Origin of the sequence: Nonomuraea mangrovi (assembly GCF_042681425.1) — a bacterium.
Taxonomy (GTDB): Bacteria; Actinomycetota; Actinomycetes; order Streptosporangiales; family Streptosporangiaceae; genus Nonomuraea; species Nonomuraea mangrovi.
In genome coordinates, this window is the sequence record NZ_JBHUFV010000017.1 from 68314 (window position 1) to 79206 (window position 10893).

At 69.2% G+C, this 10893-nt stretch carries 12 protein-coding genes and 1 riboswitch; of the genes, 6 read left to right on the forward strand and 6 right to left on the reverse strand.

Annotation, left to right across the window (positions count from 1 at the left end; translation table 11 throughout):
* Positions 1 to 305: Dabb family protein (locus ACFSKW_RS11910; protein WP_379572223.1), on the forward strand; the 305-nt coding region annotated here is incomplete at its 5' end.
* A 212-nt stretch (positions 306 to 517) separates the two neighbouring features.
* Here the strand turns inward: ACFSKW_RS11910 and ACFSKW_RS11915 are convergent.
* The 3 genes from ACFSKW_RS11915 to ACFSKW_RS11925 all read right to left on the reverse strand — a co-directional run bounded on the left by ACFSKW_RS11915 (position 518) and on the right by ACFSKW_RS11925 (position 3637).
* On the reverse strand, positions 518 to 742 hold the full coding sequence (locus ACFSKW_RS11915) for a DUF6458 family protein (RefSeq protein WP_379572225.1): 225 nt from the start codon (positions 740 to 742) through the stop codon (positions 518 to 520).
* A gap of 66 nt (positions 743 to 808) precedes the next feature.
* Complete coding sequence (locus tag ACFSKW_RS11920) at positions 809 to 1705, reverse strand: MBL fold metallo-hydrolase (protein ID WP_379572227.1); 897 nt, start codon at positions 1703 to 1705, stop codon at positions 809 to 811.
* Positions 1706 to 1831: 126 nt separating this feature from the next.
* Positions 1832 to 3637 (reverse strand): acyl-CoA dehydrogenase, encoded by a 1806-nt coding sequence (locus tag ACFSKW_RS11925; RefSeq protein WP_379572229.1) that lies wholly within the window; start codon positions 3635 to 3637, stop codon positions 1832 to 1834.
* Between the two features lie 100 nt (positions 3638 to 3737).
* Here ACFSKW_RS11925 and ACFSKW_RS11930 point away from each other — a divergent pair, with 100 nt between their 5' ends.
* The 4 genes from ACFSKW_RS11930 to ACFSKW_RS11945 all read left to right on the forward strand — a co-directional run bounded on the left by ACFSKW_RS11930 (position 3738) and on the right by ACFSKW_RS11945 (position 5852).
* Positions 3738 to 4544, forward strand: a complete 807-nt coding sequence (locus tag ACFSKW_RS11930; protein ID WP_379572231.1) for a class I SAM-dependent methyltransferase — start codon at positions 3738 to 3740, stop codon at positions 4542 to 4544.
* A 10-nt stretch (positions 4545 to 4554) separates the two neighbouring features.
* A riboswitch (guanidine-III (ykkC-III) riboswitch) is annotated at positions 4555 to 4615 on the forward strand.
* Positions 4616 to 4635: 20 nt separating this feature from the next.
* The gene (locus ACFSKW_RS11935) at positions 4636 to 4959 is read left to right on the forward strand and encodes a DMT family transporter (protein WP_379572233.1); all 324 of its coding nucleotides are present in this window, start codon (positions 4636 to 4638) and stop codon (positions 4957 to 4959) included.
* Between the two features lie 42 nt (positions 4960 to 5001).
* The gene (locus ACFSKW_RS11940; RefSeq protein WP_379572235.1) at positions 5002 to 5388 is read left to right on the forward strand and encodes a VOC family protein; all 387 of its coding nucleotides are present in this window, start codon (positions 5002 to 5004) and stop codon (positions 5386 to 5388) included.
* The gene (locus ACFSKW_RS11945) at positions 5385 to 5852 is read left to right on the forward strand and encodes an SRPBCC family protein (protein ID WP_379572237.1); all 468 of its coding nucleotides are present in this window, start codon (positions 5385 to 5387) and stop codon (positions 5850 to 5852) included. The genes ACFSKW_RS11940 and ACFSKW_RS11945 overlap by 4 nt, the downstream gene beginning before the upstream one ends.
* Here ACFSKW_RS11945 and ACFSKW_RS11950 read toward each other — a convergent pair.
* A complete protein-coding gene (locus ACFSKW_RS11950) occupies positions 5849 to 6289 on the reverse strand; it encodes a hypothetical protein (protein ID WP_379572239.1) in 441 nt (146 codons plus the stop codon). The genes ACFSKW_RS11945 and ACFSKW_RS11950 overlap by 4 nt on opposite strands.
* A gap of 85 nt (positions 6290 to 6374) precedes the next feature.
* On the opposite strand from ACFSKW_RS11950, the gene ACFSKW_RS11955 reads away from it, so the two are divergent.
* A complete protein-coding gene (locus ACFSKW_RS11955) occupies positions 6375 to 7298 on the forward strand; it encodes a GNAT family N-acetyltransferase (protein WP_379572241.1) in 924 nt (307 codons plus the stop codon).
* Here the strand turns inward: ACFSKW_RS11955 and ACFSKW_RS11960 are convergent.
* A complete protein-coding gene (locus ACFSKW_RS11960) occupies positions 7266 to 9272 on the reverse strand; it encodes a molybdopterin-containing oxidoreductase family protein (RefSeq protein ID WP_379572243.1) in 2007 nt (668 codons plus the stop codon). The genes ACFSKW_RS11955 and ACFSKW_RS11960 overlap by 33 nt on opposite strands.
* 52 nt (positions 9273 to 9324) lie before the next feature.
* On the reverse strand, positions 9325 to 10872 hold the full coding sequence (locus ACFSKW_RS11965) for a M28 family metallopeptidase (protein ID WP_379572245.1): 1548 nt from the start codon (positions 10870 to 10872) through the stop codon (positions 9325 to 9327).
* Positions 10873 to 10893: the final 21 nt, after the last annotated feature.

Sequence of the window (10893 nt, forward strand, 5' to 3'; positions counted from 1 at the left end):
CTGATGGCATGATCCGTCACATTGTGCTGCTGACCTGGACCGACGACGCCACCGACGAGCAGAAGGCCGCCGTCGAGAAGGGCCTGGCCGCCCTGCCTGCCGCGATCCCCGAGCTGCGCCGCTACGACCTCGGCAGCGACCTCGGCCTGGCCGCCGCGGGCAACTCCGACTTCGCCATCGTCGCCGAGTTCGACTCGGTCGCCGACTACGAGGTCTACCGCGACCACCCGCAGCACCACGCCGTCATCAACGAGCACATCGTCCCGATCAAGGCGGGCCGCGCCGCCATCCAGTTCGAGCTCTAGGGCCTGGCCGTACAGCGGACGCATCCGGGAGGCGGCACGGGCCGCACGTCGGTCCGGCCCGTCCTCCTGGCGGTCTCGGCGCTCCACGGCAAGCCTTCGGGGGTCAGCCGGCTGCGTCCCGAGCAGCCCGTCCTGGCCATGGCGCGGTACCTGCGCACCTCGGCGCGCCGGTGGCGGCCGATGAGGTTGTCGAGCGGTCCTTCCCGAGATTTTCAGACTTCGGGCGGGTTGTTCTCCCTGTGCATCAGCCTGTCCTCGGAGGTGCGCCCGCGCCGCGGGGCCAGGACGACGCTCAGCACGATGCCCGCACCACCGACGATCATGAAGATGACGCCGATCCTGTCCATGTGGACGGCACTGCCGAAGACGTCGGGTTCGATGGCGAACCGGAGGATGGCGCCGAGCGTGAGGAAGAAGATGCTGACCCCGACACCCATGACGACCTCCGGAGGGTAAAGACCGCGTACGGACACGGTCATACCCTCCTGATGAAGATCACACCCTCAGGCGTGACACGTCAGTGGCCGGCCGCCGTTGAAGGTGATCATGTCGAGGACGGCGGCGGCCAGGTCCACCTCGCCGCCCGTCGCGTCGGCGTAGGCCCTGTGCAGGTTGCCCACGACGCGCTCGCTGTCGGTGAGCGTGCCGTACTCGCCGAGATCGGTCTGCCTGGCCAGCTCCAGCGGCGACAGGCCCGCCGCCATCCCCGCCTCCGCTGTCTCCTGGACGAACCGCAGGTATCCGCGCACCGTGGAGATCGCCGAGGGGCCGCACACGTCACCGTGCCCCGGGACGATCGTCTCCGCGCCGAGCTCCTCCAGTTGGTCGAGCGCCGACAGCGCGCCGGCCACCGAGCCCATCAGCACGAACGGCGTGCCGCCGTTGAACACCAGGTCGCCCGAGAAGAGCACCTTGCGCGAGGGGATCCACACGTAGGAGTCGTTGGTGGTGTGCGCGGCGAACCCGACGTGCCTGACCTCGCAGCGCAGGTCGTCGGAGTAGAGGGTGACGCCGTCGGTGTAGGTGAGGAACGGCGGCACCGGGTCGAGCGTGCCCCACTCGACGTCCGGTGACCAGGCGCCCAGGTAGGTGGGCACCCCGTCGGCGATGATCTGCTCGCGGGTCCGCTCGTGCGCCACGATCGTCGCCTCGGGGAACAGGTGGTTGCCGAAGGTGTGGTCGCCGTGGTGGTGGGTGTTGACGAGTGTGGTGATCGGCCGGTCGGAGATCTTGGCGATCGCGTCGCGGTAGGCGCGGGTACGGCGCTCGGTGGAGCAGGCGTCGACGGAGATGACGCCCCTGCGCCCGGCCATGAACCCGGTGTTGTTGATCCACCAGCTCCCGTCGGGCTGGATGTAGGCGTAGACGCCGTCGGAGACCTCTTCGACACGTGGTGACATGCCCGCGACGCTATCCCGCGGCGCGTCCCGCGGCCATGGCCGTCGTGCGCCCCGCGACATGCAGACGGAAGACCGCCCACCAGGACGGGTGGACGGTCTTCCGGACCTGCCGCGGGAGCAGGTGGTCTAGAACGCCTCTTCGGGCAGGTCCATCAGGTCGAGGCCGGTGCTCTCCAGCACCGCCAGCTCGGCCGCGATGCGCGGCAGCACGGTCGTCGCGAAGAACGACGCGCCGGCCACCTTGCCCTGGTAGAAGGCGTCCTCGCCCTCGGCGAGCCTGGTCAGCGCGACCTCCGCCTGGCGCAGCAGCAGCCAGCCGATGATCAGGTCACCCAGCGCCAGCAGGAAGCGCGTGCTGTTGAGCCCGACCTTGTAGATCTCGCGCGGCGACTCCAGCGAGCCGAGCGCCCAGCCCGCCATCGTGTCGCCCATGGCCTTGACCTCGGCGGCGGCCTGGGCGAGCAGCTTGCGCTCCTGCTTGAGCCTGCCGTTGCCCGCCTCGGAGGCGGCGAAGGCGTTGATCTCGGTCAGCAGCGAGCCCACCGCCGCGCCCTGGTTGCGCAGGATCTTGCGGAAGAACAGGTCGAGGCCCTGGATCGCGGTCGTCCCCTCGTACAGGGAGTCGATCTTCGCGTCGCGGATGTACTGCTCGATCGGGTAGTCCTGCAGGTATCCGGAGCCGCCCAGCGTCTGCAGCGAGCGCGAGAGGAGCTCGTAGGAGCGCTCGGAGCCCACTCCCTTGACCACCGGGAGCAGCAGGTCGTTCATCGCCTCGGCGTGCTTGTCACCCGGGTTGATCAGGAGCTCGTCCTGGAAGGTGGCCGTGTAGAGGACCAGGGCCCGCATGCCCTCGGCGTACGACTTCTGCAGCATCAGCTCGCGCCGCACGTCGGGGTGGTGCGTGATGGTCACCCGCGGCGCGGACTTGTCGGCCATCTTGATCAGGTCCGCACCCTGGACGCGGGACTTGGCGTACTCCAGCGCGTTCAGGTAGCCGGTGGACAGGGTGGCGATGGCCTTGGTGCCGACCATCATCCTGGCGTGCTCGATCACCATGAACATCTGCTTGATGCCCTCGTGCACGTCGCCGACGAGGGTGCCGATGGCCGGGTGCTTGTCGCCGAAGGTCAGCTCGCAGGTCGTGGAGACCTTGAGGCCCATCTTCTTCTCGACGTTGGTGACGTAGACGCCGTTGCGCTCGCCGAGCGCGCCGTCGTCCAGGTTCACGTGGTACTTCGGAACCAGGAACATCGACAGGCCCTTGGTGCCCGTGCCCGCGCCCTCGGGCCTGGCCAGCACCAGGTGGAAGATGTTGTCGGCCATGTCGTGCTCGGCGCTGGTGATGAAACGCTTGACGCCCTCGAGGTGCCAGGTGCCGTCGGGCTGCTGGATCGCGCGGGCGCGCCCCGCGCCGACGTCGGAGCCCGCGTCGGGCTCGGTCAGCACCATGGTGGCGCCCCAGTTGTTCTCGATCGCCAGCTCGGCGAACCGCTTCTGGTCGGGGGTGCCGAGCTTCCACAGCGTGTAGGCGAAGTTGGGGCCCGCGGCGTACATGTAGAGGGCGGGGTTGGCGCCGAGCACCATCTCGGCGGTGGACCAGGCCAGCGTCCGGGGGATGCCGGGCCCGCCGAGCTCGGCCGGCAGGTCGAGGTGCGCCCAGCCGCCCTCGACGAGGGCCTTGAAGGACTTCTTCACACCATCGGGTACGGTCACCGTCGAGGTGGCGGGGTCGAAGACCGGCGGCGTGCGGTCACCCTCCTCGAAGGAGTCGGCCAGCACACCCGTGGCGAGCCTGTTGACCTCGTCCAGGATGCTGCGGGCGACGTCCTCGTCCACTTCCGAGAACGGGCCGTTACCGAGGATGTCGCGGCGACCGAAGACCTCGAAGAGGTTGAACTCCAGATCCCGCACGTTGCTCTTGTAGTGGCCCATGGCTGCTCTCTCCTAGAACCGGGGGCGTTTAGTACTGGCGAGTAACCTTACTCTGAATGCTACCCGCGGGTAACCTCTGCTAAGCACTTACCCTCGACACATGAATGCCGAGGCGTTGAACGAACGGTGGCGGCAGAACCTGGAGTCGTGGGCCATCCCGCCGGAGATCCTGGCGAAGGCGCCCGTGGACCCGTGGGGGCACTCGCCCGCCCGTTTCGCGGCCAGGACCGACCGTGCGGTGGCCGAACCCGAAGGACCGACCCTGGCAAGGGTGGCCGAGGCGCTGCCGGAGGGTGGGACGCTGCTCGACGTGGGATCGGGGACGGGGGCCGCCTCCCTCCCGCTGGCCGGCAGGCTCGGCGAGCTGGTCGCCGTGGACACCTCGGCCGCGATGCTCGCCGAGTTCACCGTGCGCGCCGACAAGGCGGGCGTCCACGCGACGACGATCGAGGGCAACTGGCCGCAGGTCGAGGCGAAGGCGGGCAAGGCCGACGTCGTGGTGGCCGCGCACGTGGTCTACAACGTGCCCGATCTGGCCGCCTTCCTGCGCGCCCTCGACTCCCACGCCACCCGCAGAGTCGTCATCGAGCTGCCGCACCGCCATCCCATGAGCTGGATGAGCCCGCTGTGGGAGCACTTCCACGGTGTGCGGCGCCCGGTCAGGCCGATCGCCGAGGACGCGGTGGCCCTGGCCGCCGCGCTCGGCTTCGACGTGCGGGTGGAGGAGCGGGAGGCGCCCATCGAGCGTTTCGCCACGATCGAGGAGCTGGCCGCCAGCGTCTGCCACCGAGCCTGCCTCGATCCCGCACGGGCGCCCGAGGTGGCCGCGACGGCCATGGAGATGGGCATGTGGCCGGTGCCCCGCGACCGGTGGGTCACGCTCTGGTGGAATCAGAACGACGCCTGAGCGGTTGGAGTGAGTGAGCGACCCGCTCCCGGACGAGACGCGCCGTACCCGGAAAGCCAAGACGACGCACCCCTACGACAAAGGAGTGCACATGGCTTGGGTCATTCTCGTCGCCGCCGGCCTGCTCGAGGTCGCGATGGCCTACTCGCTCAAGATGAGCGACGGCTTCTCCCAGGTCTGGTGGGCGGTGAGCTTCCTCGTCTTCGCCGTCCTCAGCTTCGGCGCGCTCGCGTTCGCGCTCAAGAGCCTCGAGGTCGGCACCGCCTACGCGGTGTGGACGGGCATCGGTGCCGTCGGCACGGCCACGCTCGGCATGCTGCTCATGGGCGACGACGTCTCCGCCGTCAAGCTGGGCTCGATCGCGTTCATCCTCATCGGAGTCGTCGGCCTCAACCTGGCGGGGGCGGGCCACTAGCGTGGTTTGACGCGTTCACGAATGTGGCGATTGGGTGGGCGCATGATTGAGATCCACGCCGTCACCATCGACGCGGCGGACCCGTACGAGCTGGCCACCTGGTGGAGCAACGCCACCGGCCTGCCGCTGTGGGGGGAGTGCGAGCCCGGAGACACCGAGGTCGCCATCCGTACCCACCAGGATCCGTTCCTGCTGTTCATCCAGGTGCCCGAGGGCAAGACCGTCAAGAACAGGGTCCACCTCGACGTCAACGGCACCGAGGGAAGGACCCGCGACCAGGAGGTCGAGCGCCTGCTCGGCCTCGGGGCGAAGGTCCACGAGGACCACCGCAACCCTGACGGCACCGGCTGGGTCACCATGCACGACCCCGAGGGAAACGAGTTCTGCGTCTGTCGCTCGCAGGCGGAGAAGGACACAATGTCCTCGTGAGTGAGCCCAGCGCCTCAGCGTCCATCGAGATCGACGCCCCGCCCGAGAGGGTCTACGAGCTGGTGACCGATCTGGAGGGCATGGGCGCATGGAACGCCGAGTGCGAGCGCGCCCGCTGGATCGGCGAGGTGCGCTCGGCTCGGCGCGGCGCGAGGTTCCGCGGCAGCAACCGCAACGGGTCCCGCCGCTGGTCGACCGTCTGCACGGTGACCGCGGCCGAGCCTGGCCGCGTCTTCGCCTACCACGTCCGCGCCGGCGGGATGCTCGACATCGCCGTCTGGCGGTTCGACATCACCCCCAGCGAGATGGGCTGCGTCGTGGAGCAGAAGACCTGGGACACCAGGGGGAGGTTCATGCTGGTCGTGGGGCGGCTCGCGACCAACGTCGCCGATCGGGCCGCCCACAACGCCGCCAACATGCGCCGCTCTCTCGAAGGGTTGAAGCGCGTCGCCGAGAGCGGCTAGCGTGCCCTGCCCTTCATGGTGAGCGTCAGAATGCCCGCGATGAGGTACACCAGCGCGCCGCTCCACAGGGAGTCCCACGCGGCGCCGAAGATGTCCTCGCCGTCGAGCACGAGCTGGACGGGGTAGCTCAGCACCGCGGTGATGCCCGCGGGCAGGAGCGCGAACTTCCACGGATGCCGCAGCGACCAGTTGCGCGCCTGCCTGGTGACCCTGTCGCCCTCCTCCGGTTTGGCGACCGCGCCGATGGCCGCGATCAGGGCGAACAGGCTGATGCCGAGGCCCAGAGCCCACGACAGGTCGGCCGACCCCGTGATGGCGCCCAAGCCGAAGCTCACGGCGGCCACCGCACCGCCGCCCACGGCGGCGGCCTTCCAAGGGGCGCCACGGAGCGCGGCGCCCGACAACGACAGTTCTTCGCGTCGAGAGAGCTCGTTCATGTATCCAGAGTGCCTTTCGGCACCCCTTGTCCACATCGGGGAATCACCCTGAGAGTCCCCCGAGGCCGGCTGCCATGATGCGGGCATGCAGGAATTCACTCTTGAGCGGCTTGGCGACGACGACGCGGACCGGCTGCGGGCCCTCAGGCTGCGCGCCCTGGCCGACGCCCCCGACGCCTTCGGATCCACCTACGACAAGGACGCCGCCTACCCGCGGGAGAAATGGGTCGAGCGCCTGTCCAACCCTGACTCCGTCTGGTTCGTGGCGGTGGGCGACGGCCAGGACGCCGGGCTGGTGTGCGGCCTCGAGGAGCACCCCGGCCACGTGCACCTGCTGTCGATGTGGGTCGCCCCGGAGGCCAGGGGCGCGGGTCTGGCAGGGCGGCTGGTCGACGAGGTCGTCGCGTGGGCCCGCGCCCGTGAGGCCGAGGAGATCGGCCTGTGGGCCGTCGACGCGAACGCCGCCGCCCGCGCGCTCTACGCCCGTAAGGGCTTCCTGCCCAGCGGCAGGGTCATGGCGCTGCCGTCCAACCCCGGCCTGATGGAGTCGCACTACGTGCACTCCCTGGTCTTCCGTACGGCACGCGCCGCCGACGTGCCCGCCGTAGTGGCGCTCATCCTCGACGACCCGATCGCCGCGGCCAGGACGGGACAGTACGGCGACGAGCACAGGGCCGCCTTCGAGGCCATCGACGCCGACCCCAACAACGAGCTGATCGTCGCGGAGCTGAAGGGCGAGGTGGTGGGCACCATGCAGCTCACCTACATCCCCGGCATCTCCCGGCGCGGCGCCACCCGCCTCCAGGTCGAGGCGGTGCGGGTCGCCGGCCACCTGCGAGGGCAGGGGTGGGGCCGCAAGATGATGGAGTGGGCGCACGCCAAGGGCAGGGCCAGGGGGTGCGCGATGGTGCAGCTCACCTCCGACAAGAGGCGCGAGGACGCCCACCGCTTCTACCGCTCCATCGGCTACACCCAGTCACACGAGGGGTTCAAGCTCGAGCTCGACTAGGTTGTCGTGGTAGACGGCGCCCTTGCCCATGTCGGCGTCGCGCTCGTCCACCACGGCGTTGGGGTTCGATCCGCCGATGGTGTGCTTGGGCCATCTGCCCTTGGGGCTGGCCACGACGCCCTTGGCCACGCGGTCGCTGACCTCCACGTCGGCGAGGAAGTAGCCGTTGTGGTTGACCACCCTGACGCGCTGGCCAGTGGACAGGCCCCTGGCCTGCGCGTCGGCGGGGTTCACCAGGATCACGGGGTCCTTGGCCCTGCGCAGCAGCTCGGGGTTGTTGCCGAACGTCGTGTTGAGGAAGGTGTGCGAGGCGGGCGTGATCAGCGTCAGCCTGTCGCCCGCCGTACGGGAGGACAGGGAGGGCACGAAGGCCTTGCCGCGCCGGGGGAAGCGCAGCCTCCCCGACGGGGTGGGGAACCCGTCGGCGAACGGCTTGAACGGCGAGGGGTAGCTCATCCGTACCCACCCCTCCTTGCGCAGCCGGTCGAGCGTGACGCCGTCGAGGGAGGGATGGCCGCTGGACAGCAGCTCCGCGGCCAGCTCCAGATCGGAGTCGTACAGCGAGGGCTCGGTCATGCCCATGTGGGCGGCCAGACGCCGGAAGGTCTCCGTGGTGCACAGGGCCTCGCCCGCGGGCGCGACGGCGGGCTCGTTCCACATCAGGTACATGTGGCCGTATCCGGCGTGCAGGTCCATGTGCTCGGTCTGCATGGTGGCCGGCAGCACGATGTCGGCGTAGTCGACCGTGTCGGTGGGGAACTGCTCCATGACGACGGTGAACAGGTCCTCTCTCAGCAACTGACGCCTGATCCTGTTGCTGTCGGAGGTGGAGCCCATCGGGTTGGCCATGTAGACCCACAGGCACTTCACGTCGTCGAGCTCGGAGGCCAGCCGGGTCATGAACCTGGTCTTGACCGGCCGGGCCAGCAGATCGTTGCGGCGGTCGATGTTCAGGTGGACGTGGTCGCTGGTGGAGTAGGCGACGCCGCCGCCCGGGTGGCGCCAGTCGCCGGTGACACCGGGGATGGAGGCGATCGTCCGCATGGCGGTGCCGCCGCCCTCGTGCCGCTGGATGCCCATCGTGGCGCGGATCGCCGTGGGGCGGGTGTGCGCCAGCCTCATCCCCAGGCTGTGGACGGCCTCGGCCGGGATCCCGGTGACCTCGGCGGCCCGCTCGACGGGCCAGTCCATGATCTCGGCCCTGAAGTCCTCCCAGCCCTCGGTGTGCTGGGCCAGGTACTCCTCGTCCTGGGCGTTCTCCGACAGCACCACGTTGAGCAGCCCCAGCGCCAGCGCGGCGTCCGTGCCGGGCCTGATCGCCAGGTGCTCGTCGGCCTGGTCGGCCGTCCTGGTGCGGATCGGGTCGATCGCCACGACGTAGGCTCCGCCGGCGCGGCCGTCCTGGATGAACTTCCACAGGTGGTGGCCGCTGGTCAGCGTGTTCGTGCCCCACAGGATGATCAGCTTGGACCGGGCGAAGTCCTCCGGGTCCATGCCGCCCGCGGTGCCCTGGGTGCGCGACAGGCCCAGGCTGCCGGCGACCGAGCAGATGTTGAGCACGTGCTTGGACGCGCCGAGCACGTTCCAGAACCTGCGCCCCGCCACGCCCTCGCTGCCCTGCAGGTAGCCCAGCGACCCCGTGCCGAGATAGGGCCAGACCGCGTCGCCGCCGTGCTCGTCCACGATCGCCCGGAGTCTGGTGGCGATCTCGTCGAGCGCCTCGTCCCAGGTGATCCGCTCGAACTGGCCCGAGCCCTTCGGCCCCGTACGGCGCAGCGGATGCAGGATCCTGTCGTCGGCCCTGGTGTGCTCGAGGTAGCGGTTGACCTTCACGCACAGGGCGCCCCGCGTGTACGGCTGGTCGGGGTTGCCGCGCATCTTCACGGCCTCGCCGTCCTTGACGGTCACCACCCATGAGCACGTGTCGGGGCAGTCAAGTGGACATGCCCCCAAAACTCGCAGTTCACCCGACATGGATTCGAGTGTAGGCGCAGCGTCCCACGCGGGGACGCCGCGCCTGCGAGCGTCAGCTCAGCGCCTTGGGCACCTCATCGCTGTGCGAGGTCTTGGCCCTGGTGGCGATGCCGGGGGCGTGCGGCCCGTTGATCGTCGAGGAGTCGAAGGCGTAGGTGCCCACGAGCGTGGCGATGGCGTCGGCGTTGACGTCGAGCGCCGTGTCGTTGATGTTCTTGATGGTGTCGCAGGCCTGGTGGTAGCACCGGTCGTAGCGCTCGCCGGCCGTACCGCCCCACTTGGTCACCTCGTCGGGCGTCTTGCGCTTCTCCGCCCCGGTGAACAGGCCGCCCGCCGGGATGCCGACCGCGATGAACGGCCCGTAGTCGGAGCGGCCGTCGAAGTCGGTGCCCTTGTAGGCCAGGTTGCGCGAGGCGTAGAACTGCTCGAAGTACTTCTCGATCTGCGCCGATCCCTCGGGGCCAGGACCGGAGCCCACGCCGTCGGAGTTGTCGCCGTCGTAGATGTGGTAGACGAAGTTCGGCGAAGCGATCATGTCGAAGTTGAGGTAGAGGGCGATGTTCGCCTTCTCCTGCTCGGTCAGGTTCGCCACGTAGTGCTCGGCCCCGAGCAGGCCGAACTCCTCACCGCCCCAGAAGGCGAACCGCACCTTGTTCTCCGGTTTCGACTTGGCCATCTGGAGTGCCACCTCCAGGATCGCGCCGACGCCCGAGCCGTTGTCGTTGATGCCAGGGCCGTCCTCGACCGAGTCGAGGTGACCGCCGACCATCACGACGTTGTCCGCACGGCCGTGCCGCGACTCGGCCAGCACGTTGTAGGACTCGTAGGTCTTGATCTCCGTCTCCCACGAGAACGTGAACCCGACCTCCGCACCCGGCGTGGCCGCCAGGTCCCTGCCCTCCCAGAAGCTGGTGAACAGCACCGGGATGTCCTGCGGTCCGCCCAGGTCGGGATTGACGTCGGCCTCCGTACGGCCCTCCTGCCCCTCGTTGAACAGCACGACGCCGGTGGCGCCCGCGGCCTTGGCGTTGGCGACCTTCACCGCGAAGCTGCAGGTGCCGCGCTGGATGAGCGCGAAGTTGCCCGCGGTGAACCCGGCGAAGTCGGCCGCCTCGCAGCCGGAGCTGGAGGAGTTCGGCGTCGGCCCCGGCGGGATCATCACGTCGACGGGTTGGATCTTGGCGGAGAAGCTGCCCTCCGCGGTGTGACCCGACGGCACCCAGTCCAGGCCCAGCGCGTACACCTTGGGGTTGGGCGACTTGCGCTCGAAGACCGGCTTGGTCTTGAACTCCTCGTTCTCGAACGTGAACTTCTGCGTCGAGACCTGGTATCCGGCCAGCCGCAGCAGTGTGGCCACGTAGTCACGCGATAACTCGAAGCCCCGCGTGCCGTCCACGCGGGTGCCGCCGTTGGCCTTCCCGATCAGGTCCAGCACCCTGAGGTGGTTCTTGACGTTCTTGCCGTTGACGGCCTTGACGAGCTTGCGGACCGAGTTGTTGTTCGGGTCGGCGTGCGCCGTACCCGCGACTGCCAGAGGTGCGATGAGGACGGCCGTGGCCAGCGCGGCGCTGAGCAGGCCCTTCGTTCGGCGATGACTCATGAGACTCCTCGATAGCGGTTG

Coding starts and splice junctions, on each gene's coding strand:
- ACFSKW_RS11915 (WP_379572225.1), bottom strand. CDS start 742: ATGGGTGTCGGGGTCAGCATCTTCTTCCTCACGCTCGGCGCCATCCTC.
- ACFSKW_RS11920 (WP_379572227.1), bottom strand. CDS start 1,705: ATGTCACCACGTGTCGAAGAGGTCTCCGACGGCGTCTACGCCTACATC.
- ACFSKW_RS11925 (WP_379572229.1), bottom strand. CDS start 3,637: ATGGGCCACTACAAGAGCAACGTGCGGGATCTGGAGTTCAACCTCTTC.
- ACFSKW_RS11930 (WP_379572231.1), top strand. CDS start 3,738: ATGAATGCCGAGGCGTTGAACGAACGGTGGCGGCAGAACCTGGAGTCG.
- ACFSKW_RS11935 (WP_379572233.1), top strand. CDS start 4,636: ATGGCTTGGGTCATTCTCGTCGCCGCCGGCCTGCTCGAGGTCGCGATG.
- ACFSKW_RS11940 (WP_379572235.1), top strand. CDS start 5,002: ATGATTGAGATCCACGCCGTCACCATCGACGCGGCGGACCCGTACGAG.
- ACFSKW_RS11950 (WP_379572239.1), bottom strand. CDS start 6,289: ATGAACGAGCTCTCTCGACGCGAAGAACTGTCGTTGTCGGGCGCCGCG.
- ACFSKW_RS11955 (WP_379572241.1), top strand. CDS start 6,375: ATGCAGGAATTCACTCTTGAGCGGCTTGGCGACGACGACGCGGACCGG.
- ACFSKW_RS11960 (WP_379572243.1), bottom strand. CDS start 9,272: ATGTCGGGTGAACTGCGAGTTTTGGGGGCATGTCCACTTGACTGCCCC.
- ACFSKW_RS11965 (WP_379572245.1), bottom strand. CDS start 10,872: ATGAGTCATCGCCGAACGAAGGGCCTGCTCAGCGCCGCGCTGGCCACG.